The organism is Thalassospira permensis NBRC 106175 (assembly GCF_000714555.1).
Classification (GTDB): Bacteria; Pseudomonadota; Alphaproteobacteria; order Rhodospirillales; family Thalassospiraceae; genus Thalassospira; species Thalassospira xiamenensis.
In genome coordinates this window covers 96,692-121,163 of sequence record NZ_AUNC01000072.1, presented here as the reverse complement: position 1 = coordinate 121,163, position 24,472 = coordinate 96,692, and the positions used below count along the sequence as shown (strand labels likewise).

The 24,472-nt window shown below is 56.0% G+C and carries 20 protein-coding genes; 14 read left to right on the top strand and 6 right to left on the bottom strand.

The features are described 5' to 3' along the window. The first annotated feature begins 311 nt into the window (after positions 1-311). From SMB34_RS20450 to kduD, 3 genes are read left to right on the top strand one after another with little or no spacing between them, the layout of a single operon-like run. Positions 312-815: a TRAP transporter small permease gene (locus SMB34_RS20450; protein ID WP_063095523.1), complete on the top strand. Its 504-nt coding sequence runs from the start codon at positions 312-314 to the stop codon at positions 813-815. A 1-nt stretch (position 816) separates the two neighbouring features. Next, complete coding sequence (locus SMB34_RS20445; protein WP_240478891.1) at positions 817-2,139, top strand: TRAP transporter large permease; 1,323 nt, start codon at positions 817-819, stop codon at positions 2,137-2,139. A gap of 40 nt (positions 2,140-2,179) precedes the next feature. Beyond that, positions 2,180-2,920, top strand: coding sequence for a 2-dehydro-3-deoxy-D-gluconate 5-dehydrogenase KduD (gene kduD / locus SMB34_RS20440; protein WP_205618077.1), 741 nt, complete (start codon positions 2,180-2,182; stop codon positions 2,918-2,920). Positions 2,921-2,963: 43 nt separating this feature from the next. On the opposite strand, the gene SMB34_RS20435 is transcribed toward kduD, so the two are convergent. Next, positions 2,964-3,986 (bottom strand): LacI family DNA-binding transcriptional regulator, encoded by a 1,023-nt coding sequence (locus SMB34_RS20435; protein WP_037992782.1) that lies wholly within the window; start codon positions 3,984-3,986, stop codon positions 2,964-2,966. 192 nt (positions 3,987-4,178) lie between these two features. Here SMB34_RS20435 and kduI point away from each other — a divergent pair, with 192 nt between their 5' ends. After that, complete coding sequence (gene kduI, locus SMB34_RS20430; RefSeq protein WP_037992780.1) at positions 4,179-5,009, top strand: 5-dehydro-4-deoxy-D-glucuronate isomerase; 831 nt, start codon at positions 4,179-4,181, stop codon at positions 5,007-5,009. A 3-nt stretch (positions 5,010-5,012) separates the two neighbouring features. Next, a complete protein-coding gene (locus tag SMB34_RS20425; RefSeq protein ID WP_037992777.1) occupies positions 5,013-7,481 on the top strand; it encodes a hypothetical protein in 2,469 nt (822 codons plus the stop codon). A gap of 312 nt (positions 7,482-7,793) precedes the next feature. Here the strand turns inward: SMB34_RS20425 and SMB34_RS20420 are convergent, their stop codons facing one another. Beyond that, complete coding sequence (locus SMB34_RS20420) at positions 7,794-8,921, bottom strand: Gfo/Idh/MocA family protein (RefSeq protein ID WP_037992776.1); 1,128 nt, start codon at positions 8,919-8,921, stop codon at positions 7,794-7,796. A 109-nt stretch (positions 8,922-9,030) separates the two neighbouring features. Between SMB34_RS20420 and SMB34_RS20415 the strand changes: the two genes are divergently transcribed. From SMB34_RS20415 to iolG, 9 genes are all read left to right on the top strand, one after another. Beyond that, positions 9,031-9,855 carry a MurR/RpiR family transcriptional regulator gene (locus SMB34_RS20415; RefSeq protein ID WP_037992838.1) on the top strand — a complete coding sequence of 275 codons (825 nt, stop codon included), beginning with the start codon at positions 9,031-9,033 and terminating at the stop codon, positions 9,853-9,855. Positions 9,856-10,049: 194 nt separating this feature from the next. Continuing rightward, positions 10,050-10,991 carry a sugar ABC transporter substrate-binding protein gene (locus tag SMB34_RS20410; protein ID WP_037992775.1) on the top strand — a complete coding sequence of 314 codons (942 nt, stop codon included), beginning with the start codon at positions 10,050-10,052 and terminating at the stop codon, positions 10,989-10,991. 75 nt (positions 10,992-11,066) lie between these two features. Next, positions 11,067-12,164, top strand: coding sequence for an ABC transporter permease (locus tag SMB34_RS20405; protein WP_007090674.1), 1,098 nt, complete (start codon positions 11,067-11,069; stop codon positions 12,162-12,164). Beyond that, positions 12,164-12,943, top strand: a complete 780-nt coding sequence (locus SMB34_RS20400) for an ATP-binding cassette domain-containing protein (RefSeq protein WP_037992773.1) — start codon at positions 12,164-12,166, stop codon at positions 12,941-12,943. Before SMB34_RS20405 ends, SMB34_RS20400 begins: the two co-directional genes overlap by 1 nt. Continuing rightward, a complete protein-coding gene (locus SMB34_RS20395; RefSeq protein WP_037992771.1) occupies positions 12,943-14,856 on the top strand; it encodes a bifunctional 5-dehydro-2-deoxygluconokinase/5-dehydro-2-deoxyphosphogluconate aldolase in 1,914 nt (637 codons plus the stop codon). The genes SMB34_RS20400 and SMB34_RS20395 overlap by 1 nt, the downstream gene beginning before the upstream one ends. Continuing rightward, positions 14,853-16,682, top strand: coding sequence for a 3D-(3,5/4)-trihydroxycyclohexane-1,2-dione acylhydrolase (decyclizing) (iolD, locus tag SMB34_RS20390; protein ID WP_037992768.1), 1,830 nt, complete (start codon positions 14,853-14,855; stop codon positions 16,680-16,682). The genes SMB34_RS20395 and iolD overlap by 4 nt, the downstream gene beginning before the upstream one ends. Positions 16,683-16,686: 4 nt before the next feature. After that, positions 16,687-17,592, top strand: coding sequence for a myo-inosose-2 dehydratase (iolE, locus tag SMB34_RS20385; protein WP_037992766.1), 906 nt, complete (start codon positions 16,687-16,689; stop codon positions 17,590-17,592). Further along, positions 17,592-18,395 (top strand): 5-deoxy-glucuronate isomerase, encoded by an 804-nt coding sequence (gene iolB, locus SMB34_RS20380; protein WP_037992764.1) that lies wholly within the window; start codon positions 17,592-17,594, stop codon positions 18,393-18,395. Before iolE ends, iolB begins: the two co-directional genes overlap by 1 nt. Before the next feature lie 53 nt (positions 18,396-18,448). Continuing rightward, a complete protein-coding gene (gene iolG, locus SMB34_RS20375; protein WP_037992762.1) occupies positions 18,449-19,438 on the top strand; it encodes an inositol 2-dehydrogenase in 990 nt (329 codons plus the stop codon). A gap of 433 nt (positions 19,439-19,871) precedes the next feature. On the opposite strand, the gene SMB34_RS20370 is transcribed toward iolG, so the two are convergent. The 4 genes from SMB34_RS20370 to SMB34_RS20350 all read right to left on the bottom strand — a co-directional run bounded on the left by SMB34_RS20370 (position 19,872) and on the right by SMB34_RS20350 (position 24,442). Further along, a complete protein-coding gene (locus SMB34_RS20370; protein ID WP_240478890.1) occupies positions 19,872-21,839 on the bottom strand; it encodes a 3-hydroxyacyl-CoA dehydrogenase NAD-binding domain-containing protein in 1,968 nt (655 codons plus the stop codon). Beyond that, on the bottom strand, positions 21,839-22,675 hold the full coding sequence (locus tag SMB34_RS20365; protein WP_037992760.1) for an alpha/beta hydrolase: 837 nt from the start codon (positions 22,673-22,675) through the stop codon (positions 21,839-21,841). The genes SMB34_RS20370 and SMB34_RS20365 overlap by 1 nt, the downstream gene beginning before the upstream one ends. Positions 22,676-22,776: 101 nt before the next feature. Then, complete coding sequence (locus SMB34_RS20360) at positions 22,777-23,121, bottom strand: hypothetical protein (RefSeq protein WP_037992758.1); 345 nt, start codon at positions 23,119-23,121, stop codon at positions 22,777-22,779. Positions 23,122-23,737: 616 nt separating this feature from the next. Next, complete coding sequence (locus SMB34_RS20350; RefSeq protein ID WP_205618076.1) at positions 23,738-24,442, bottom strand: HNH endonuclease; 705 nt, start codon at positions 24,440-24,442, stop codon at positions 23,738-23,740. Positions 24,443-24,472 lie beyond the last annotated feature (30 nt).

The window sequence follows — 24,472 nt, the reverse complement described above, 5'->3', positions numbered from 1 at the left end:
GGCGGCCAAGCAAACATGAGGAAACCGCGCGAAAGGGGCGTCGGCATTCACGTTTGGGACAGATTGCGCGCCAATATCTTTGAGGTCAGAGATTTGTCCGGGTTTGGTAATCTTTTGAATGTGATGGAGCGCAGTTTGGCTGCGCAGCGCCGGTTGCATCACCCTGCTTTAACGTGTAAGCCCGGTTCTGAAATGTTTATGAAAATAATTTTCAGATTGCAGATATTGTTTTCACATCGCATGGTCTGGGGATAATCGAAATAAAAAGAATGCCTGTCTGCGCCAGGCAACTTCGACGGAGGAAACGCGAAGTGTTGCAATCTCTCAAGCATGGTATTGAGCGCCTGCTGCTGGTGATTATTTCAATCACGCTGTGCTGCATGGTGGTCCTGATGCTGTGGCAGGTTTTCACCCGCTATGTGCTGGCAACGCCTGCCTTGTTCACGGAAGAAACGCTTCGATTTACGATGATCTGGATGGCGCTTCTGGGGTCGGCTTACTGTTTTGGCAGCCGTAAACATCTGTCGCTTGATCTGCTGGTTTTTCTGGGGCCGATGTGGTGGCGCAAAGGGCTGGCGATGCTGAACGGGCTTATTTCCATCGCATTTGCCAGCTTTACGATGCTGATCGGTGGCTGGGGGGCGAGCATGTCGGCAATGGCGCAGCTTTCGCCGATCATGCAGATCCCGATGGGGATGGTTTACCTTGCGGTTCCGGTGTCGGCGGGCCTGATCATTCTGTTGCAGGCCCTTAATATTATTCTGATCGGTCTGGGCCAACTGGCACCGGTTGAGGAAGTGCAGGAGACAGTTTGAAATGGATGTGATTATTGATTTCATGCTTGATCCTGCGGGTGCGGCAATCGTGCTGTTTGCGCTGTTTTTCGGCCTTCTTGCCCTTGGAACGCCTATTTCGATTGCAATCGGTGTTTCGTCGGTTGTGACGGGCTTTGCCTATTTGCCATCAAGCGTGATCAGTTTCGTCAGCGCCCAAAAGATGTTTTCGGGCATCGACAGTTTTACGCTTTTGGCTATCCCGTTTTTTGTACTTGCGGGGAACATCATGAACAAGGGCGGTATCGCAATCCGCCTGATCAATCTGGCGAAGTTGCTGGGCGGGCGTATGCCCGGTGCATTGGCCCATACCAATGTGCTGGCCAATATGCTGTTTGGCTCGATTTCCGGGTCGTCCATTGCTGCTGCGGCCGCCGTTGGTGGGGTTATGGGGCCGTTGCAGCGCAAGGAGGGGTATGATCCCGCGTTTTCGGCTGCGGTCAACATTGCATCGGCGCCAACTGGTATTCTGATCCCGCCAAGCGGACCTTTAATCCTGTTTTCGCTGGTATCTGGCGGGACTTCGATCTCGGCCCTGTTTCTTGGCGGGTATCTTCCGGGCATCCTGATGGGGCTGTCGGTTATGATGGTCATTACCTTTTTTGCCATGCGTCGCGGTTATCGCACGGAAGGTAGTGTCGGCTGGTCGGAAATTCTGCATGTGACATGGCAGGCGTTGCCGCCGTTATTGATGATTATCCTGGTCATTGGTGGCATTGCGATCGGGGCTTTTACCGCAACAGAAGGTGCGGCGGTTGCCGTGCTGTATTCATTTGTTCTGTCGTTGATGTACCGGATGGCAAGCTTGCAGGAATATCTGGAAGCTTTGAAATCGTCGGCGGTTACGAGTTGTTCGATCCTGTTTCTGATCGCGGCATCGGGCATCATGTCCTATGTCATGACGATTGCCGGGATTCCCGATGTCATTGCCGAGACCATTCTGACCTTTGACAATCCCATTGTGATTTTGCTGGTGATGAATGTCTGTCTGCTGATCATCGGGTTTTTCATGGATCTGACGCCGGCAGTGTTGATTTTCACCCCGATCTTTTTGCCGATTGCGACCGAGATCGGCATTCATCCCGTGCATTTGGGCATCATCATGATCTTTAACCTTGGGGTGGGATCGATGACGCCACCGGTCGGGAGCGTCCTTTTTGTCGGGTGTGCGGTTGCCAATCTGCGCATTGATCAGGTGGTGCGGCCGATCCTGCCGTTCTTCTTTGCGACATCGGCGGCCTTGCTTCTGACCACTTATGTCCCCTGGATCACGTTGGCATTGCCGCGTTTCCTTGGGCTGATGTGACGTTCACCCATACCTAATCCTATCCAAGCGGAGTTATATCATGAATGCGTTCTCGCTGAGCGGTCGAAAAGCTTTGGTAACCGGTGCCAATGCCGGAATAGGGCAGGCTATTGCCGTCGCCATGGCACGCGCAGGTGCGGAAGTTGTCTGTGCAGGACGGCGAAGCTGCGGCGAAACGGTTGCAATGATCGGTGATGCGGGTGGTGTCGCAAGCGAGGTCATTGTTGATTTTGCTGATCCGATGGCGGGGGCGGCCCTGTTTGAAGGGGCCAATATCGACATTCTGGTCAATAATGCGGGGATTATCCGCCGCGCCGATTGCATCGATTTTGCCGAAGAAGATTGGGACGCCGTCATGGATGTGAATGCCAAGGCGGTGTTCTTTACCTCGCAGGCGTTTGCCAAGGAGGTTTTTGCGCGCGGTGGGCAGGGCAAGATTGTGAATATCGCGTCGCTTTTATCGTTTCAGGGGGGCATTCGGGTTCCGTCCTACACCACATCCAAGCATGGTGTGGCCGGTTTGACCCGTATTCTGGCAAATGAATGGACGGCACGCGGTATCAATGTGAATGCGATTGCGCCGGGCTATATCGCGACAAGCAATACACAGGCGTTGCGTGATGATCCTGATCGGTCTGCGGCCATTCTGGAACGTATTCCGGCCGGGCGTTGGGGACGTCCTGATGATATTGCGGAAACAGCGGTTTATCTGGCCGCGCCCGCGTCTGATTATGTTTCAGGTGCCATTTTGAATGTTGATGGTGGCTGGCTTGCGCGATAGGGCGGTTTGTGGCGCCCTGATCACGTTTGGCCGGTCATGTCTGTCAGCGTAGTTTGGCCGGTGGCGGGCCGACGCTTTCGCGGTTAATGAGCTCGCACGCCAGTTCAATCCGGCGTGCGGGCATTTCAATATCGGCATTGGTCAGTCGGCAGGTTTCAATCAGCAGATCCAGCGACAGCGCGCCGACTGTCTGCATCGGAATTTTGACCGATGTCAGCGCAGGTGACATGTATTGGCCCTGGGGCAGACCATCAATGCCGACCACAGAAACATCTTTCGGGACGTTGTAGCCCTTGGCTTGCAGGGCGGAAACAGCGCCGACAGCCAGGATATCGCCAGCAGCGACAATGGCGCTGAAAGAAAGGTTGCTTTCTATGACCTCGGTAATGCGCTGGCTGGCGGCTTCGGCGGTCCAGTCGTCGATATCGATCACATAGTCGGGATTGTAATATTCGGCCATGGCGTCGCGCCATCCTTCGAAGCGGCGCTGAATCGTGCGCCTGCCGGGGCGATTGAGAAACAGGATATGGCGGTGTCCCTGATTGATCAGATGTTTGGTCGCCAGGGAGGCCGCAGATCGATTGCACGGCGTGACCGAGCTTAGCTGCATTTCCGGATCGTCACCATTGACCAGGACGGCAGGCATATCCGAGGCGCGCACATAATCGAGTGTCGCATCATCGACGGAAACAAGCAAAAGACCGATCAAATCCGGGGCCTGTGCCGCGTTGTAGAGGTCTTCGAAGCGTTGATTGGGCTGATAGATGTAAGATTCTATGCGGATGTCCCGGCTTTCGGCGCGTTCGCGAACCCCTTCGAGAACATACATGGTGAACTGGCTGCGTTTGAAATCGATCATGGCCTCTTGCGAGGAAACAATCAGGACCTTTTGCCCGGCAGTGGTGCTTGAAACGGCGTAGTTCATTTCAATGGCCGCAGCCCGGATTCTGGAGGCGAGATGTTCGCGGACATAGCCATTGCCGCTTAGGGCGCGTGATACGGTTGCCGTAGAAACCCCAAGACGCGAGGCGATGTCGCTTATCTTCGTGCGTCCGCTAACTGCCATGTTTTTCCCTTTCCTGATTCTCACCAGTTTGTGGAATTTATTTACATATTGCACGAAAAATTTCTTGGTGTGATGTTTTTTCCTGTGCGGAACAGGAAGCCAGCTTCCTGCTTCTGCGAATTTATAAAGTGCGTCACCGATCCAAACGGTGGCTGAACGTGCAGGAACATCCTTAGGAGATATCCCGTGGCTATGGAACAACGCTATGGTGCCGGTCCCGATCAGATCGATGGAATGAATACGACCCAGTTGCGCGAGAATTTTATGGTCGAGCGTCTCTTTGTGCCGGGTCAGATCAGCTTTGCGTATACTCATTTTGATCGGATGATTGTTGGTGGTGCCGTTCCGGGGGAAAAGGCGCTTGGCTTTGGCGATGGCAAAGATGTCGGGACGAACCTGTTCTTTGATGCGCGCGAAATGGGCATTGCAAACCTTGGCGGTGCGGGCTGGATCGAGGTGGACGGAACGCGCTATGAGCTTGCAAACCGCGATGTTCTTTATATCGGCCGTGGTGCTGAAACCGTTTCGCTGGGCAGTGATGACGCCAAAAGCCCGGCACGTTTTTATATGAATTCGGTCCCGGCGGGGCATTCAGTGCCGACGCGTCTGATCACGCGCGCGGAATCGAAAATCCTTGAGATGGGGGATGCCGAGAAAAGCAATCGCCGTTCCCTGGCGATGTATATTCATCCAGAGGTCGCGCCATCCTGTCTGTTGCTGATGGGCATTACCGATCCGGCGAAGGGTTCGGTCTGGAACACCATGCCGCCGCACCTGCATGAGCGCCGCATGGAGGCCTATTGCTATTTCGATTTGTCGGATGAAGACCGGGTTATGCATTTCATGGGGCGCCCGGATAATACCCGCCATCTGGTTGTGGCAAATGGCGATGTCGTCCTGTCGCCGGCCTGGTCCATTCATATGGGGGCCGGTACCGGGCCGTATGGTTTTGTGTGGGGCATGACCGGGGAAAATCAGGAATATACCGATGTTTCGCCGGTTGCCATTAAGGAGCTGCGTTAAGTCATGCTGCTTAAATCCGGAGCATCCGTTCCTTATTGGCAGGTCACGTCGCTTGAAGAACGGGCATATGATGTGGCGGATATGCCGATGGAAGGCGAGATGGATTCAACCTTTTTCCTGACAAAGGAAAAGAATTTCATCCCGCATACCTATCCCTGCCGGACCGCCTATATTGCCGAACGTCGTGGCAAAGAAATTGCCGAACTGCCGTTCCCCGATTGGCATATGGCGCGTAACATTTTGCCAGGCGGGTCACCGTTTCTTGATCTTTCGGGGTTCTGGTTCCGGGCAACCCATATTCAGGGTTGGGCGAGAACGGCGATCAATGCCATGGATGCAGGCCCTGCGCGGTTGCGATTGGGTATTTGTGGGGCCGCGCGCGTGTATGTGAACGGGCGGGCGGTTGCGTGGCTTTCGCCCGCGACCCGCAACGCCATGGACGAGGTCGAGTTTGAAGCCGATCTGAAACAGGGCCACAACGAGGTTGCCGTCCAGTTTGAAGATCTGTGCGAGCGCGATGCGGTTATCCGTATTGCGCTTGTCTGGATTGACGGCCCGAAGGCAGAGGCGGGGAATTGTTTTCCGGCGGAACCTGAGGCCGTATCTGCGGTCGAGGCGGCTGTTGATGCCATGCATCTTGATCGTAAATTCTATGACAGTGATGATATCTGGCTTGTCATGCCGGTGCCGTTTCCGGACAAGGTTCGCGGCCGGGTCAGGGTTGCCGGTCATTTCATGTCGCATGATCATGATGATGTGACGTTTGAAATCCCCGCGGGGGCAGATCGCGTGCGTCTGGCATCGTCGAACGATTTTCCGGCAGATTACCGGTATTTCGGATTTGCGTTCCAGTGCGGCGATTTTGCATCCGAAGCGCGGCTTGGTGCGGAAGTCAGTTGGCGTTCTGTAACCGGGCCAGCACCGGAAAACCTTGAGACGCGCATTGCCGAAAGCCTTGCATGGATTGCAAAGAACGGTGAAACCGATACCGAAACCGCACTTGCCTGTGCGGCCGTCGGGGATGAGGTGGCGTTGGCGCGTGCCGAGGCAATCATCAACACGGCTTTGCCGGGGATTGAGCAGTGTTATGACTGTGCTGACTTTGCGCTGGTTCCGCTTTTGTGGACGCGCATTGTGTTTGCGGATCGGCTCCCGGTATCTTTGGTCGCGCGTATCGATGCCGCTATTCTTGAATTCCGTTACTGGATGGATGAGCCGGGCAACGATGTTCAGTGGTATTTCTCGGAAAACCATGCATTGTTGTTCCATACTTCTGCCTATCTGGCCGGGAACCTGTTGCCGCAGTCGCATTTTCGGCGCGCAGATCGCAATGGCATCGCACAGAAACAGGCGGGCTTTGAGCGTCTGATGGCGTGGTTCGATCATTTCGAAGCGGCCGAAATGGCGGAATTCAATTCCGGAACCTATTTCCCGATTGATCTTAAAGGGCTGGCGGCCCTGTTTGCGCTTGCACCCGACGAAGTCATTCGGAAACGGGCATCTGGGGCCATTACCCGACTGATCACCATGATTGCCAATTCGGCGCATCACGGCGTCATTACCGGGGCGCAGGGCCGAAGTTACGAGCATTCACTTTGCGTCGCCGATACTTTGGAACTAAACGGTCTTGCCAGATTGTTGTGGGGCAAAGGGCAGTTTGGGGCGCATGTGAATTGCCTGGCCCAGATGGCTTTGGCGTTGCGTGATCATGGGCTTGAATTGCCTGATCTTGCCGACATTGCCTGCTGGGAGAAACGCGATACCGCGCAGGAATGGACTTTCTGGCAGGGCGAAAATGCGTTTTGCCGATTGTATCATTACAAAACCAGTGAAACCGCGATGGGAAGTGCCGCCCTTTATCGTTGGCGGGACTGGGGATATCAGGAAACGCTTCTTCAGGCGCGGATCGGTCGCGAGCCGGGCGCACAGATATTCATCAACCATCCCGGCGAAATTGTTCAATCCGGTTTTGGTCGCCCGTCCTTCTGGGGCGGATCGGCAAGTGTTCCACGCGTTCAGCAATATCGTGATCTTGCGATTGTCCGGTTTGAAGGTGTGGCACCGCAACCTGATTTTACCCATGCATGGTTCCCGACATTGGCGTTTGATGAATGGCATGTCGATGGACATCGGGCGTCGGCACGTTCAGGCGAGGGTGCGTTGCTTATATCGGCTTCGGGACCTTTGGAGCTTGTGCAAACGGGCGGGTCGGCCGGGCATGAATTGCGTCTTGCGGGGCGTGATGGGATATGGGTTGTTCGACTGGGACATGCCGGTGATTTGGCGAAATTTGCCAATAGCCATGCGCTTGATGTTCATGTTGATACCGATGGCACATATCGTATCGAAGATGCGCAATATGGCACGGTGTTGTTCCATCAAAACGGCGTCGTATCGGCCGAGGGCCGTGCTCTTAATCCAATGGAATGGACGCTTGAGGGCGACCGCAAGGAATTGCCGGTGGTTCAGTGAGGGAGCCGAGACCTCCCGTCGGCTCCTGAATGATGAAGGCCGGAATAGCAGAAGTGCTGTTCCGGCCTTTTCATTATCGGTGGCGTATTGACGGTCAAATTGCAGCCTGTCTTGCGCATGTTGCTTGGCTGTTTAGAGGGCATCTTTTGGAAGCGCCGACCGTTTGGGGGGGGACACACCAAAGAAGGATGGAAACCATGCCAGCAAAATCAAAAGCACAGCAGAGGGCGGGGATATTGGTGCTTTTTGCCAAGTGGAAGGGCAAGCCCGAACATAAGTCGGACGCTTGGGCCCTTCCGATAATGCCATGCGTTAAAGGTCGTCGATTTTTACACGCCGTTCTTCGCGGGCCGACAGGGCGACCGCGTGGATGACTTTTTCGAATTCAAAGGCATCGTCAAAGCCCGGATAGGCAGCGTGATTGTCGCGGATGGCGCGCAGAAGGGCGGCGGCTTCGATCACCTTGAGGTCGTTAAAGCCAAGCTGATGACCCGGTGCCGGGCAGAAATTGCCATAAGGCGGATGTTCCGGGCCGGTCAGGATGGTGGTGAAGCCCTGTTTGGCGGTCGGGCCGTCATTGCGGTAAAGCTGCAATTCGTTCAGCCGTTCCTGATCAAAGCACAGCATGCCCTTTGTCCCGTGGACTTCCCATGCCAGCCGGTTTTTGCGGCCCCAGGCGGAGCGGGAGGTTGAAATGCTGCCCTGTGCGCCATTGGCAAAGCGGACAAGGGCGGTTGCAGTATCTTCGTTTTCGACCTTTGCCCGGCCCGCCCCATCGGCCAGCGGGCGGGTTTCATGGACCGTCTGCATATCGGCAATCAGACTGTCGATTGGGCCAACAAGGCCATAGGTCATCGAAACCAGATGACATCCCAGATCGCCAAGTGCGCCCAAACCAGCATCGGCAATCGTGCTGCGCCAGGTCCAGGGGAGTTCGGGGTTGGCCTGATAATCCTCGTCCACCCAGCCGCGAAAATGCACAATGTCGCCAATCGCACCCTCGCGCACCAGTTTGCAGGCATGGGTAAAGGCGGGGTTTTTGATGTAATTATAGCCGACCATGGTTTTCACCCCGGCCTTGCGCGCCGCATCGCGCATCGCACGCGCCTGATCAAGCGTCAGGGCCAGCGGCTTTTCGCAATAGACATGCTTGCCCGCCGCAATTGCGGCCAGCGCCATGTCAAAATGCAGCATATTGGGGGTGGTGATCGACACGGTATCGACCGCCGGATCGGCAATCAGGGCCTTCCAGTCATCGGTGGCACGCGCAAAGCCGAACTGATCGGCCATGGTTCTGGCTTTGTCCGCCGGGGTATCACAGAGCAGTTCAAGACGGACATCAGGGACATCGCCCATCACGGCGCGAACCGCGCCAAATGCAAGCGCATGCGCCTTGCCCATGAAACCGGTGCCGATAAGGCCAATACCGATGGATGCCATTTCGCTGGACTCCCTGTCTGTATCAAAATAGAATTTTTATTCTATAAAATGGATGATCATGGAATGCATCCAGCGTCAAGCAAAAACAAAAACAGGAAACCCGTACGCCATGACGGAACAAACCGCGCCGGTCTCGCTTGAAGAATTCAATCATCGGCTGGCTGAAATATCGGAGGCAATGCCCAAGAGATTGAGGCAATGCGCCGAATTTGTCGCCCAGAATACAGACCGTATTGCGGTTTCAACCGTGGCCGAACTGTCCGCCGGGGCAGGGGTGCAACCATCCGCCTTCATGCGGTTTTGCCAGTTGCTGGGCTTTTCGGGTTTTTCCGAAATGCAGAAAATGTTTCGCGAAACCTATGCCCAGAAATGGCCCGATTACGCGACGCGATTGGAAAATCTTCGGGCAAGCGGGGCCGATAGCCCCAGTGCGCTTCTGGCGGAGTTTGTCGAGGCCGGGCGGCTGTCGCTTGAAAATCTGGCGTCGTCGATTGATGCCGGATTGCTTGAGGAAGCGGTCAATGTGCTGGCCGCGGCCCCAATGATCCATATTGTCGGCTTCCGGCGGGCATTCCCGGTGGCGAGTTATTTATCCTATGCGTTTGAAAAGATGGACATCCCGGCGGTTTTGCATGACGGGGTGGGGAAGCTTAACCCGCGTCATGCCATTCGCAAGGGCGATGTGATGATTGCCATTACCTTTGCCCCCTATTCGCAGGAAACCATCGATCTGGCGGCCTATGCACGGGGACTCGGCAACCCGGTTGTCGCGATTACCGATACCATGACCAGCCCGCTTCGGCGGATTGACGCCCTGACACTTGCGGTATCGGAAGTTGATGTGGGGGCGTTCAGGGCGCTGTCGGCCACGCTTTCGCTGGCGATTTCGTTGGCGGTTGCGATTGGGGCAAAACGGGATCGGGCAAGAGAATAGAAAAAATTTGTTGCATCAAAATGAAAATGGAATAAAAATTCCATTCATCGAATTCGGGGTACCTGACCCCGAAGCGAGGCCCGGTAAAAAGTGACGCCTTAAGAAATCACAGGCCGGACCGCTCACTGAACATTCAGTCGACGCATCGGGGCGCAAAATGCGGCCCCGTTTCAAAGCCACTAGGGAGGCTAACGATGAAGAAGACTTTGACCGCAATTGCGGCCGCTGCCATTGCCTTTGCCGGATTTACCGGGACTGCTTCGGCAGAAGACGAAAAATTCGTTCTGATCAGCCATGCACCGGACTCGGACAGCTGGTGGAACACCATCAAGAATGCCATCAAGGTCGCAGGCGACCAGATGGAAGTCACGGTTGATTACCGCAACCCGCCGACCGGCGATCTGGCCGATATGGCCCGTATTGTCGAGCAGGCAGCGGCTACCAACCCGGATGGCATCATTGTCACCATTGCCGATTTCAACGTGCTTAAAGGCCCGATCATGGATGCGGTTGATCGCGGTATTCCGGTGATCACAATCAATTCCGGCACCGTTGAACAGTCGGCCGAGCTTGGCGCGCTGATGCATGTTGGTCAGCCGGAATATGATGCCGGTTTCGGGGCGGGCAAACGTGCCGCAGCCGCCGGTGCGAAATCATTTGTCTGTGTGAACCATTACATCACCAACCCGGCATCGGTTGAACGTTGCCGTGGCTTTGCCGATGCGCTTGGCGTTGAGCTTGGCAGCCAGATGATCGATAGCGGCATGGATCCGTCTGAAGTCAAAAACAAGGTCGCGGCCTATCTGAACACCAATTCGGATGTCGATGCGATCCTGACCCTTGGTCCGAATTCGGCCCATCCGACGCTTGCCGCTGTTCGCGATGCCGGTCTGGCCGGTCAGATCATGTTTGGCACGTTCGATCTTTCAAGCGAAATTGCCGATGCGATCAAAAAGGGCGAGATCAATTTCGCCATTGATCAGCAGCCTTACCTTCAGGGGTATCTGCCGGTCGTTATCCTGACCAACTATGCACGATATGGTGTTCTGCCGTCCGGCAACATCAATTCCGGTCCCGGTTTCATCACCAAGGACAATATCGCGCTTGTTGAAAAATACGCTGGCGAATTCCGTTAAGCATTCCTCCCGTCAGGGGGTGGGCAGCGTGCCGCCCCCTGGCAAAACTCACCTGCCAGATAAAAGAGTGATGTCATGACGGACGAGCGGCTCAAGCAAGTCTCAACCCTTCGACGTGCCATGATCCGACCGGAACTGGGTGCTATTTGTGGCACGATCCTGGTCTTTGTATTCTTCTTCATGATCGCGGGCGATAGCGGCATGTTCTCGCCCGAGGGGGTGCAGAACTGGGGCGTGGTTTCTGCGCAGTTTGCCATTATTGCGGTTGGTGCCTGCCTTTTGATGATTGCCGGCGAATTTGATCTGTCGGTCGGATCGATGATCGGTTTTGCCGGGGTGGTGATTGCCATCCTGTCGGTCCATCTGGGATGGCCGGTGTGGCTGTCGATCATTGCGGCCTTTGTCATTTGTGTCGGGCTTGGCGCGTTAAACGGGTTCCTTGTGATCAAGACCGGATTGCCGAGCTTTATCGTCACCCTTGCATTTCTTTATATCCTGCGCGGTTTGACGATCTGGTTATCCATCCTGACCACACGCCAGACGATTATTGGCGGGGTCAAGGAAGCCGCAGAGGGCGATCCGCTGGCGTTTCTGTTTGGCGGCGTGATTTTCAAGGACCTGTTCCAGTGGTTTGCCGATCTTGGCCTGCTTGATACCTTTACGCGCGGTTCGCGCGAGGGGCAGCCGGTTGTCGAAGGCCTGCCGATGCTGGTGGTCTGGGCGGTGGTGCTGGTGATTTTCGGGCACTGGCTTTTGACCAAAACCCGGTTTGGGAACTGGATTTTTGCATCCGGCGGGGATGCGCAAGCCGCACGTTATGTCGGGGTGCCGGTCAATCGGGTCAAAATCCTGATGTTCATGTTTACCGCGTTCTGTGCCACGGTTTTCGCCACCTGTCAGGTGATGGAATTCGGTTCGGCCGCAGCAGACCGCGGACTTTTGAAAGAATTTGAAGCGATCATCTGTGTGGTGATCGGCGGGGCGCTTCTGACCGGGGGATATGGATCGGTCATCGGGGCAGCACTTGGCGCGCTGATTTTCGGTGTGGTTCAGCAGGGGCTTTTCTTTGCCGGGGCTGAAAGTTCGCTGTTCCGTGTGTTCCTGGGCGGTATCCTGATCCTTGCCGTCATCATGAACACCTATATCCGCCGCATGATCACGGGAGAACGGTGATGAGCACGCCATTGATTGAAATGAACAATATCGAAAAGCATTTTGGTCCGGTGATCGCGCTGGGCGGGGTGTCGTTCGATGTGATGGAAGGCGAATGCCATTGTCTTCTGGGCGATAACGGGGCGGGCAAGTCGACCTTTATCAAAACCATGTCGGGGGTCCATAAACCGACCAAGGGCACGATGAAGGTCAGCGGCAGGGAAATCACATTCGATAGCCCGCGTGATGCCATGGAAGCCGGGATTGCCACGGTTTATCAGGATCTGGCGATGATCCCGTTAATGTCGGTGACGCGCAATTTCTGGATGGGGCGTGAACCGCGCAAAAGTTTCGGCCCGTTCAAATGGATCGATTTCGATCACGCCAATTCCGTCACACTGAACGAAATGGCGCGCATGGGGATTAATCTGCGCGAGCCGGAACAGGCCGTCGGCACCCTTTCGGGGGGCGAACGGCAGACGGTGGCGATTGCGCGTGCGGTCTATTTCGGGGCCAAGGTGCTTATTCTGGATGAACCGACATCGGCGCTTGGCGTGCGGCAGACGTCAAACGTCCTTGCGACCATTGATAGGGTGCGGAAATCGGGCATCGGGGTGATTTTCATTACCCATAACGTGCGCCATGCCATGGCGGTGGGCGACCGTTTCACGGTGCTGAACCGTGGCCAGACACATGGCACGGCAAAGCGGGGCGAAATCAAACCCGAAGAATTGCAGGATCTGATGGCGGGCGGTCAGGAACTGGCCGAGCTTGAAGGGTCGCTTGGGGGGACGATCTGATGAAAAAGCTTGATGTCATTACCATCGGACGATCATCGGTTGATCTTTACGGGGCGCAGATCGGCGGCCGACTTGAGGATATGGCATCCTTTAACAAATATATCGGCGGATCACCGACCAATATGGCGTGTGGCACCGCAAGGCTTGGCCTGAAATCGGCCCTGATCACGCGGGTGGGCGACGAGCACATGGGGCGTTTCATCCGCGAACAGTTGCTGGCCGAGGGTGTCGATGTCCGTGGTGTTGTCACCGATCCGGAACGTCTGACCGCTTTGGTCCTTCTGGGCGTGCGCGATCAGGAACAGTTTCCGTTGATTTTCTATCGGGAAAACTGTGCCGATATGGCGCTGTGCGAGGATGATATTGATCCCGAATTCATTGCCGATGCGCGGTGCGTCACCGTCACGGGGACGCATTTATCGCATCCGCGCACCCGGGCGGCCGTGCTGAAGGCATTGAAACTGGCGCGGGAAAACGGGGCCAAAACGGCCCTTGATATTGATTACCGGCCCAATCTTTGGGGATTGTCGGGGCATGGGGACGGTGAAAACCGCTTCATTGCATCGGACAAGGTGACCAAGGAACTGCAAGCAACCCTGCATCTGTTTGACCTGATCGTCGGGACCGAGGAAGAATTTCACATTGCCGGTGGCACGACCGATACGCTTGAGGCGCTTGAAAATGTGCGGGTTACGTCGAACGCGACACTGGTGTGCAAACGCGGGCCGATGGGGGCGGTTGCCTTTACCGGCAAGATCGGTGCAAGCCTTGATGATGGGATTTCCGGCCCCGGTTTCCCGGTCGAGGTGTTTAACGTTCTGGGCGCGGGTGATGGGTTTATGTCGGGTCTGCTTAAGGGGTGGCTGACGGATCAGGACTGGGAAACGTCGCTTAAATATGCCAATGCGTGCGGCGCGTTTGCCGTGTCGCGTCATGGCTGTACGCCGGCCTATCCCAGCTGGGAAGAATTGCAGTTCTTCTTTGAGCGGGGGATCAAGAACCCGTCGCTGCGTCATGATGCGGAGCTGGAGCAGATCCATTGGTCGACCAACCGGATGGGTGACTGGCCGGAAATGCGGGTGTTTGCATTTGATCACCGCATGCAGCTTGAAGACCTGGCCGATGAGGTTGGCGTTTCGCGCGACCGGATCGGGCCGTTCAAGGAGCTTTGCCTGCGTTCGGTGCGCGATGTGGCGGGCGATAAATCGGGTTATGGCATCCTGTGCGAACCGCGCCTGGGGCGCGATGCGCTTTATGCCGCGGCCGGCACCGGGCTTTGGATCGGGCGGCCGGTTGAATTGCCGGGATCGCGTCCGTTACGGTTGGAAATCGGCCCGGATATTGGCAGCAAGCTTGCCGAATGGCCGGTCGAGCATGTCGTCAAGGTGCTGTGTTTCTATCACCCCGATGATGACGCGGCGATGAAGGAAGATCAGGAAGAAACCATCAAGCGACTGGCGGATGGGGCACGGGCCAACCGGTTGGAATTCCTGTTGGAAATCATCCCGTCAAAGGTTGCGGCCTGTGATGATCAGACGACGGCGAAAATCATCGAGCGGTTTTATGAAATCGGGGTTTATCCCGATTGGTGGAAGCTGGAGCCAATGAAATCGGACGCGGCATGGCGTCATGCCTGTGACATGATTTCGCGCCATGATCCTTATTGCCGGGGCATCGTCGTTCTGGGTCTTGAAGCGCCGGAAGCCGAGCTGGTGGCAAGTTTCGAAGTTGCGGCCAAGCATGACATGGTCAAGGGCTTTGCCGTCGGGCGGACGATCTTTGCCGGGGTTGCACGCGACTGGCTTGCGGGTAACATTGACGATCAAACAGCCGTTACACAGATGGCGGAAAAATATCGCGCGCTTTGCACCACATGGGATGCGGCGCGCAAAAAATCGGGAGGAGCGGCATGAAAACCGTTCGATTAACCGCCGCCCAGGCGATGGTGCGGTATCTGAGCAAACAGCAGAACGAAGACGGTGTACCGTTTTTCGGCGGGTGCTGGGCGATTTTCGGTCATGGCAATGTCGCCGGAATGGGCGAGGCATTGCACGGTATTGGCGATGATTTCCCGACCTGGCGCGGCCATAACGAACAGGGCATGGCGCATGCCGCCATTGCCTATGCCAAGGCATCAAACCGCAAACGTGCCATGACGGTCACGACATCGATCGGGCCCGGCGCGACCAATATGGTCACGGCCGCCGCATTGGCGCATGTCAACCGCCTGCCGGTTCTGTTTGTGCCCGGTGATGTGTTTGCCAATCGCGCCCCCGATCCGGTGTTGCAGCAGGTCGAGGATTTCGGCGATGGCACGATTTCGGCCAATGATTGTTTCAAGCCGGTCAGCCGTTATTTTGACCGCATCATGCGCGCCGAGCAGCTTTTGACCGCCCTGCCACGCGCCATGGCGACCCTGACCGATCCGGCCGATTGCGGCCCGGTGACATTGGCATTCTGTCAGGATGTGCAGGCGGAGGCATATGACTGGCCCGAAAGTTTCTTTGACGTCAAAGTCTGGAAAACCAAGCGACCGCGCGCCGATCTGGATCAGCTTGACGCGGCGGTGGCGGCGATCAAGGCCGCCAAGCAGCCGATGATCATTGCAGGCGGTGGGGTGCATTACGCGGGGGCCTGCGATGCCCTGGCCGAGTTCGCCCATCGTCACAATATTCCGGTTGGGGAAACGCAGGCGGGTAAATCCGCCATGCCGTGGGATGATGAGCTTAACCTTGGTTCCATTGGCGTCACGGGGGCGAGCAGTGCCAATGCGATTGCCGAAAATGCCGACCTGATCATTGCGGTCGGGACAAGGTTGCAGGATTTTACCACCGGCAGCTGGGCCCTTTTCAAGCATCCGGACCGGCGCATTCTATCGATCAATGTCGCGGCCTATGACGCGGCCAAACATAATGCGATTGCGGTAACGGGCGATGCCAAAATCACCCTTGCCGAAATCGGCGGGATGTTGGGCGATTACCGGGCACCGGCGATTGATGCCAACCTTAAATCCGGCTGGATTGCGGCGGTGGACAAGGTAACGGCAACGCCGACGGGCAATGCCCTTCCGACCGATGCGCAGGTGATTGGTGCGGTTCAGCGCAGTGTTGATGACGATGCGATTGTGGTTTGTGCGGCGGGTGGTCTGCCCGGCGAGCTGCACAAGCTTTGGAAGGCGGCAAAACCCAACGGTTATCACGTTGAATACGGCTTTTCCTGCATGGGATATGAAATTGCCGGTGGGTTGGGTGTGAAGATGGCACAGCCGGACCGCGAGGTCGTCGTGATGGTCGGTGACGGGTCATACATGATGATGAATTCCGAACTGGCGACCAGTGTGATGCTGGGCCACAAGATCATCACCGTGATCCTTGATAACCGTGGCTTTGGCTGCATCAACCGGCTGCAGATGGCGACGGGTGGGGAAAGTTTCAACAACCTTCTGGATACCGCACGCCATGTGGTGCCGTCCGCGATTGATTTCACCGCCCATGCCGGATCGATGGGGGCGATTGCCGAAAAGGTATCGTCGATCAGCGAACTGGAAGCGGCGATGGAACGTGCCCGCAAGGCCGACCGGTCATACGCCATTGTCATTGATACCGATCCCCTGCCAAGCACCGACGCCGGTGGTCATTGGTGGGATGTTGCCGTGCCCGAAGTTTCGGTGCGGCCAACGGTGAACGAAGCCCGCAAAAATTACGAAGCTGCGCTTAAACAACAGCGCCCCGGAGATTAAGAAAATGATCCTTTACGGTACCAACCCGATTGCCTGGTCCAATGACGATGATCAGACGCTGGGTGCTGAAATCAGCCTTGAAACCTGTTTGTCCGAAGCAGGTGAAATCGGTTTTGACGGGATTGAAAAAGGCCACAAGATGCCGACCGAACCGGCGGCACTGAAGGCCAAGCTTGATCCCAACGGGCTTAAATTCGTGTCGGGCTGGCATTCGCTTAACCTTCTGACCCATTCGGTCGAGGACGAGAAAAAGGCGATACAGCCGCATCTGGATTTGCTGAAAGCCATGGGATGCAAGGTCTGCATCGTGTGCGAAACCAGCAATGCGATCCATGGCAATGACAATGCAGCCTTGTCTGATAGCCCGGTTTTGCCAGCGGATAAATGGGCGAAATTTGGCGCGGATGTCGAGGCGATTGCCGCCTATTGCGCCGAACAGGGTGTGACATTGGTGTATCACCACCATATGGGCACGATTGTTGAAACGGCTGATGAAATTCATGCCTTCATGACCCATACCGGCCCGAAAACGCATTTGTTGCTTGATACCGGGCATGCATGGTTTGGTGGGGCAAATCCCGAAGAACTGGCCAGCCGTTATATGGATCGGGTGGCGCATATCCATTGCAAGAATGTCCGTCCGAAAATCGCCGAGCAGGTGCGTAATCAGCATCTGAGCTTCCTTGAAGGGGTGCGGCGCGGGGTGTTTACCGTGCCCGGCGACGAGGAAGGCATTGTTGATTTCGAACCGGTTTTGAAAATCGCGGCCGAGCATGGTTATTCCGGCTGGCTGGTGATCGAGGCAGAACAGGACCCGGTTGTGCGCAACCCGTTCAAATATCAGTCGATGGGACTTAAGGCGCTGCGTGCGATGGCGCAGAAAACCGGACTGGATAAGGGAGAAGCCTGATGGCCGATCTGCTGAGGAAACCGTCGGGGACAACCGGAAAAGTCCATGACATTACCGCCCAAAGTGCCAATTGGGGCTATGTCGGGTTCGGGCTTTATCACCTGAAAGCGGGTGAAGCGGCAGCCGAGCCGACGGGCGACCGCGAGGTGATTTTGGTCCTTGTCGAAGGCAAGGCCGAAATCACGGTGGGCGATCAGAATTTCGGGGAACTGGGCAAACGCATGAGCGTGTTTGAACGTATCCCGCCAGCCTGTGTCTATGCGCCCAACGATACCGATTGGAACGCCAAGGCCACAACCGATTGCGTTCTGGCGGTCTGTACCGCGCCGGGCAAGGGAAATTATCCGGCCCGCGTGATCAGCGATATCGAGCTGGTCGAACGCGGCAAGGGGGCCAATACCCGATACATCCATCCGATTGCGATGGAGGAAAAGGATATTGCCGACAGTCTTCTCGTGACCGAGGTTTTCACCCCGTCGGGCAACTGGTCAAGCTATCCGCCGCACCGCCATGACGAGGATAATTATCCCGACATGACATACCTTGAGGAAACCTATTATCACCGGCTTAACCCCAAGCAGGGTTTCGGTTTCCAGCGGGTGTTTACCGAGGATGGGGAGCTTGACGAAACCATGGCGGTTTCGGACGGCGATGTGGTGCTGGTGCCCAAGGGGCATCACCCGTGCGGCAGTCCTTATGGCTATGAGATGTATTACCTGAATGTCATGGCCGGGCCGATGCGCAAATGGCGGTTCCAGAACCATCCCGATCATGACTGGATTTTCCAGCGCGACAGCAAATAACCCGTTTTCCGTATTCCCATCTTCGCAACATTTGTCCTTTCAGGATGTCAGACATGCTTAATATCGGACTTCTTGGTGCTGGCCGTATCGGCATCACCCACGCCAAAGCCGTTCAGGCCCTGCCAAATGCCAAAATCGCCAAGGTTTTCGACCCGGTCGATGCCGCGGCGGAAAACGCGATTGCCCTTACCGGGGCGACCCGTGCGACGGTCGAGGAAATCATGGCGGATGGCAATATTCACGCCGTTATCATTGCCACGCCCACCGACCTTCATGCCGATCAGATCGAACTGGCCGCGCGGGCGGGCAAGGCGATTTTCTGTGAAAAGCCGGTCGATCTGGATGCCGGGCGGGTCCGCGATTGCCTGAAGGTGGTTGAAGAAACCGGTGCGGTTCTGATGGTTGGCTTCAACCGTCGTTTTGACCCCAGTTTTGCCCGTCTTCGCGCCGAGATTGACGCGGGCGCGATTGGCGATGTTGAAATGGTGCAGATCACGTCGCGTGATCCGTCCGCGCCGCCGGTTGATTATATCAAACGGTCGGGCGGGCTTTTCCGCGATATGATGATCCATGACCTTGATATGGCGCGCTTCCTTCTGGGCGAGGAGATTGTATCGGTCTATGCGACCGGTGCGGTCCTGACCGATCCGGCGATCAAGGCGACCGGCGATGTCGATAGTGCTGCGGCGACGCTTCGGACCAAAAGTGGTCGGATGGCGGTGATCACCAATTCGCGTCGTGCGACATATGGCTATGACCAGCGCATCGAAGTGCATGGCTCAAAAGGCTTGGTCGAGGCCGGAAACCATCGCACCACGTCGGTGACGGTGGCGAACGGATCGGGATATACGGCCGAACCGTTGATGGATTTCTTCATGTCGCGTTATGCCGATGCCTATCGGATCGAGCTGACGACTTTCTGTGATGTGGTGGCGGGTAAAACCAGCAACTATCCCAGCGGTGCCGATGGCCTGAAAGCGTTGCTTCTGGCCGATGCGGCGCTTGAATCGCTTTCGACTGGCAAGGAAGTTCTGGTCGGGTAAGCGAAAAAAATCGCTGACCCCATCAAAAAGTTCTTGATTTGTTCTTTTTGGTCTGCTATAAGAACCAAGTCAACACCAGAATTGCGCCCGTCGGGAACTTCCCGGCGGGCGTTTTTGTTTTGGCGGAATGTGGTGTGCGGCGGGAGCCAGATTGGCGGTTCGTCGGGTCGGTATTATGGCCATGGGCGGCGATTTTAGCCGTTTTGATGGCGGTCAAATGGGGGGCAAACGGCAGTCAAAAGCAGTCAAAAGTGGCCAAGCGGGAGAGTTGCGCCCGGTTTGCGGGCTGTTTGAGCGCCAGTTGAGCGTCATTTGGGTGGCTTTATGCCCGAGTTGCGCCCGGTTTGTACCGGGCCGCTGGTCGCGGTGATGCTGGAGAAGGGCCGGGTTCGGGCACCTTTCCGGGGCGGTGAAAGCCCCGGATTTCGGGTCTTCAGGCGGTCTTTTTTAGGTGCATCGGCCCGCCCTTGTGGCGGGGGAAGCCGTAGCCGTTGACCATCACGACATCGATGGCGTCCGGGCTATGCGCGATGCCCTCGGCCAGGATTTTTTCGCCTTCTGCCTGCATGGCAGACAGGATGGTTTCGATGATTTCGGCATCGGAAAACGGGCGGCGTTTGATGCCCTTTTTCGCCGATTCAGCGATCACCAGTTCATCGATAACAGGATCAGGGGATGCTTTGCCATGTTCATCATAGCGATACCACCCAAGGCCATTCTTGCGCCCGAAACGGCCCATTTCACAGAGGTAATCCCCAAGGGCGACATAGCGTTCATTCGGGTCACGGGTGGGGGCCAGGCGTTTGCGGGTGGCCCATGAGATTTCAAGGCCTGCCATGTCCTGCATGGCAAACAGGCCCATCGGGAAGCCGAAATTGGTCATGGCGCGGTCAATGTCAGACGGGAGAGATCCGTCTTCGAGCATGTATTCGCAATGTTTGCGATAGGCCGACATGATCCGGTTGCCGATGAAGCCATCACACACCCCGCAAGGGACCGCGATCTTGCCAAGCCGTCTGGCGAAGGCAAGGGCAGTTGCGAGTGTTGCGGGGCTGGCCAACCGGGTGCGGACGACTTCGAGCAATTTCATCACATGCGCCGGGGAGAAGAAATGCAGGCCGATCACCCGTTCGGGATGGGTGCAGGCAGTCGCAATCGCATCGATGTCGAGATAGGAGGTATTGGATGCCAGCACCGCATCGGATTTGCAATGGGCGGAGAGTTTGGCAAACACGTCATGCTTGACGGCCATGTCCTCGAACACGGCCTCGATCACCAGATCGCAATCGGCGAGGGTGGCGTAATCCGTGCTGCTGACGAGATCGCCCAGAAGCTGATCATGGCGGGACTGGGTGATGATGCCGCGTTTGAGCGACCCGCCAAGATGATGGCGGACATTGGCAATGCCGCGTTCACAGGCATCGTCATCGCGTTCGATCATCACCACGGCATAGCCGGCCAGAAGGGCGGCGGTGGCAATCCCGGCCCCCATGATGCCGCCGCCGATGACGCCGATTTCGGCAATGGTGCGGGGGGCGACCCCGGCCAGTTCGGGCAGCTTGGCAACGGATCGTTCGGCAAAGAAAATATGACGCAGCGCCTTTGACTGGTCACTGTCGCGAAGGCGAATGAAGTTTTCGCGTTCCAATCCAAGGGCGGTTCTGGCGTCGCCGGTCACGGCGGCCCGGATGGTCCGGGCGGCAATCACCGGGGCGTCCTGCCCACGGGCCTTTTTGCCGATCCCGGCAATCAGGGCATCCCAAGCATCGGCATCCGGGGCATTGACCGGGGCGCGGTCGATCAGGGCGACCGGGCAGGGGGTATTTTTGATCCGCTCGGCCAAGGCGATTGCCGCAGTCCGCAAATCGCCATCCACAATTTCGTCGATCAGGCCGAAATCATGGGCGGTGGTGGTATTGAACGGCTTGCCGCCGGTGATCATGGTGATCGCGTTTTCAACCGCGATCAGGCGGGGTAATCGCACGGTGCCACCGGCACCGGGGATCAGGCCAAGATTGACTTCGGGCAGGCCCAATTTGGCCGTCGCGGTCGCGATGCGGTAATGACAGCCGAGTGCGACCTCAAGCCCGCCGCCAAGGGCATTGCCGTGAAGGGCGGCAATCAGCGGCTTGGTCGATTGTTCGAGTTTCAGGATCAGATCGGGCAGGATCGGGTCGATTGGCGGTTTGCCAAATTCGGTAACATCGGCACCGGCGATAAAGGTTGATCCCGCACAGATCAGGATCGCGGCCCGGATGGCATCATCGCGGTTGACCTGATCAATCGCATCCCAGATTCCCAGACGGACCGCATGGCTGGTGGCGTTGATCGGCGGGTGATCAATCGTGATGATCGCGATGTCGTTTTCGGTTGTGAGGCTGACCGGTGACATTGTCGACATTATGCGTCCTCCGGCTCAATCGGATGCAACAGGCAGGCGACCAGATCGGAATCCGGATCGGCCAGATCGGCGATGACGTCGAAATGGTGTTTGCCGGGGGCCTCGACCGCCCGGGTCGATGCACCAAGCCCGGTCCAGATATTGGCAAGAAGATCGTTCTGGCGGACAAATTCCGGCCGTTCATCCGCGCCGACCCAGCAGGTGATGGAGCATGGCAGATGCGGGCGGGTCAGCGCCGCACTCTCGGCGATTGCCTCATCCTCGTCGAGTTTCAGCACATCATTCATCGCGGTTTTCAGAAGCGGGCGCAGATCATGCAGGCCGCTGATCGATACGGTGTTTTTGATGCGTGCCTGTGTCGCCGTTGACAGGGGCGAGGTGACGCAATTCATCCGGCTGACCAGATGACCGCCCGCCGAATGGCCGGTCAGGTGGATCGGGCCTGCAATGCGGTTGGCAACATGATCAATCGCCGCCCCGATCTGGCGGGTGATTTCCGACAGGCGGGCATCGGGGGCCAAGGTGTAGCTTGGCAGGCAGACCGCCCAGCCGCGCGCAACGGCCCCGCGTGCCAGATGCGACCATGTCGATTTATCAAATGCCTTCCAGTAGCCGCCATGCACGAAAACGACCGTGCCCTTTGGCGTGCCTTCGGGCAGGAACAGGTCGTATTTTTCGCGATCCGTGTTGCCATAGGCAATATCGAGTTCCGCCCGGTTCGCGGCGGTCATTTCATCGCGGAAGGCCGATGCCAGTTCGGCCCACATGCCGGGAAATTCCGCCGCACCCCTGATATGGTCGCCATTGGCGTATGCGTCGTCCCAGTTGGTGATCATTTTTTTATCGTCCCTTGTTTGGAATCCATTTTTATGTGTTCTGTCGTTGCGCCGTTGCTAGCGGTTCAAATCTACCTCTAGGCGCAACCTCTAATGGTTAGTTAATTTCCCAATAGCTGAGATCTTAAAGATTCGACGTTGGAATGCATTTCTAGGGTTTCGGCTAAACCGTCGCACCCTTGGTTCTGGGCGAACTGAATTGCATTGAATGATCCTGATCTGTCTAACACAAGGGGATCGGCTCCGTATTCGCGTAGGATCTTTGCTGCCAGCATTCCATCTTCAAGGAAACAACAGAGCATAAGAGGGGTTAAGCCACCTGAGAGATGGGCGTTGGGATCGGCCCCTACTTGCAATGCATTTGTCAAATAGGGAAAGCCATTAGGGTGCCCCGCTTTGATTTTCTTCAGGGCCCCTTCTAGGGCTTTTTTCTTGAACCAGCGCATGATGCCTCCCGTTGAAGTTGAAATCGTTACGCTTCCCTTATCTGGAAATTCATATTGCTAGATCGCTAGATATCAATTGCGACCTCAATTTCCCCGCAGAATGCCAAGACAGGCGCATAGATTTCGAAGTTGCAGTTGTTTCGAATTAATCCGTAGTGAAATCGATCACTCGATACGGATGCAAAACTGAATTCATGAAACTCATCGTACACAAACCCTTTGCCAAACCAAGATCGGTAGTCCCCCCGTGATAGTTCCCCGCCATTTCGAACCTTTAGTCGGTCTCCATTGCGAAAGACATTCGAAACAGGGACAAAATGGTTTCGATAGAAAATACGTTTTAAAGTTCCATGTGTCTCAAGAACATTAATCCTGTTTCGCGCACTGAAACGCAGAGTAAGACCGGGACCAAAGTCGCGATCTTCAAAAGAATGATATTTCTTAAGATGATCAATCAGTAGCATTCTGTGTTTCCCTTCATAGGAATGCTTGCAACTTGGGATTACTTGGGTATCAGGCAAACCAGTTTTAATTCTTCCGACAAATACATCCATTTTTGGAATGCGGGTTTCTGTTTCAGCCCGCAATAGACTTCGTTAGGTCCTTCAGTATCGAATCACGTCATCAATCGTTCCAGCCCGTCCCAAGAGCTACGAAAAGGCTCTCTGGTTCTGGGATTAAGGAGCCCGACTTCTTCGGTCAGAAAATTCATCCGCCCAAAGTTACATGGTGCGCACGTAATCACCAGATTATCGAGGTCGTTGTTGCCGCCCCTTGCGTGGGGAATCACGTGATCATACTGAAGCCACATCGCTTGAAATGCGGCGTGCTGTTCGGTGTTTTTCCGGCCCCATTTTAAAGATTCCGGGTAGAGCACTGCGAATTTCGCACGGACTTCTTTGCGAATGACGGGAATGCCGCAAAAGCGGCAATGGAAAGCATCCCGTTCATGGAGATACCCTTTTTCCAGCGCATTTGGCATTCGGGCCACGACCCGCTGTTGTTTGGTCAAAACAGGTGCTGTGTCAGAAATCCCGCCAGAGGAAACGTAGTGGCTGTTCTTGCCCCAGATTGATTCCGTCCAGTCCCGGATGATCGGCATATCTGATCGTTTGATCAGCGTGGCGGCCTGTTCATGTTCCCCCTTTAGGTGCGCGGTTACCGCAGCATCCAAATACTGAGCCGCTATCGCAATTTCAGGAATTGGCTCGCGGAAACATGACCGCAGGTCGGACATCAGAGATACCTTGTTGTTGGCTTGCTTGAAGCAACTTGCATCATCTTGTTTCAGGGATTCTAGGGGAAAATCGAGATATTTCAAACCCAAATATTTTATGCTTGAAATAAATGT

Coding starts and splice junctions, on each gene's coding strand:
- SMB34_RS20445 (WP_240478891.1), top strand. CDS start 817: ATGGATGTGATTATTGATTTCATGCTTGATCCTGCGGGTGCGGCAATC.
- kduD (WP_205618077.1), top strand. CDS start 2,180: ATGAATGCGTTCTCGCTGAGCGGTCGAAAAGCTTTGGTAACCGGTGCC.
- SMB34_RS20435 (WP_037992782.1), bottom strand. CDS start 3,986: ATGGCAGTTAGCGGACGCACGAAGATAAGCGACATCGCCTCGCGTCTT.
- kduI (WP_037992780.1), top strand. CDS start 4,179: ATGGAACAACGCTATGGTGCCGGTCCCGATCAGATCGATGGAATGAAT.
- SMB34_RS20425 (WP_037992777.1), top strand. CDS start 5,013: ATGCTGCTTAAATCCGGAGCATCCGTTCCTTATTGGCAGGTCACGTCG.
- SMB34_RS20420 (WP_037992776.1), bottom strand. CDS start 8,921: ATGGCATCCATCGGTATTGGCCTTATCGGCACCGGTTTCATGGGCAAG.
- SMB34_RS20415 (WP_037992838.1), top strand. CDS start 9,031: ATGACGGAACAAACCGCGCCGGTCTCGCTTGAAGAATTCAATCATCGG.
- SMB34_RS20410 (WP_037992775.1), top strand. CDS start 10,050: ATGAAGAAGACTTTGACCGCAATTGCGGCCGCTGCCATTGCCTTTGCC.
- SMB34_RS20405 (WP_007090674.1), top strand. CDS start 11,067: ATGACGGACGAGCGGCTCAAGCAAGTCTCAACCCTTCGACGTGCCATG.
- SMB34_RS20400 (WP_037992773.1), top strand. CDS start 12,164: ATGAGCACGCCATTGATTGAAATGAACAATATCGAAAAGCATTTTGGT.
- SMB34_RS20395 (WP_037992771.1), top strand. CDS start 12,943: ATGAAAAAGCTTGATGTCATTACCATCGGACGATCATCGGTTGATCTT.
- iolD (WP_037992768.1), top strand. CDS start 14,853: ATGAAAACCGTTCGATTAACCGCCGCCCAGGCGATGGTGCGGTATCTG.
- iolE (WP_037992766.1), top strand. CDS start 16,687: ATGATCCTTTACGGTACCAACCCGATTGCCTGGTCCAATGACGATGAT.
- iolB (WP_037992764.1), top strand. CDS start 17,592: ATGGCCGATCTGCTGAGGAAACCGTCGGGGACAACCGGAAAAGTCCAT.
- iolG (WP_037992762.1), top strand. CDS start 18,449: ATGCTTAATATCGGACTTCTTGGTGCTGGCCGTATCGGCATCACCCAC.
- SMB34_RS20370 (WP_240478890.1), bottom strand. CDS start 21,839: ATGTCGACAATGTCACCGGTCAGCCTCACAACCGAAAACGACATCGCG.
- SMB34_RS20365 (WP_037992760.1), bottom strand. CDS start 22,675: ATGATCACCAACTGGGACGACGCATACGCCAATGGCGACCATATCAGG.
- SMB34_RS20360 (WP_037992758.1), bottom strand. CDS start 23,121: ATGCGCTGGTTCAAGAAAAAAGCCCTAGAAGGGGCCCTGAAGAAAATC.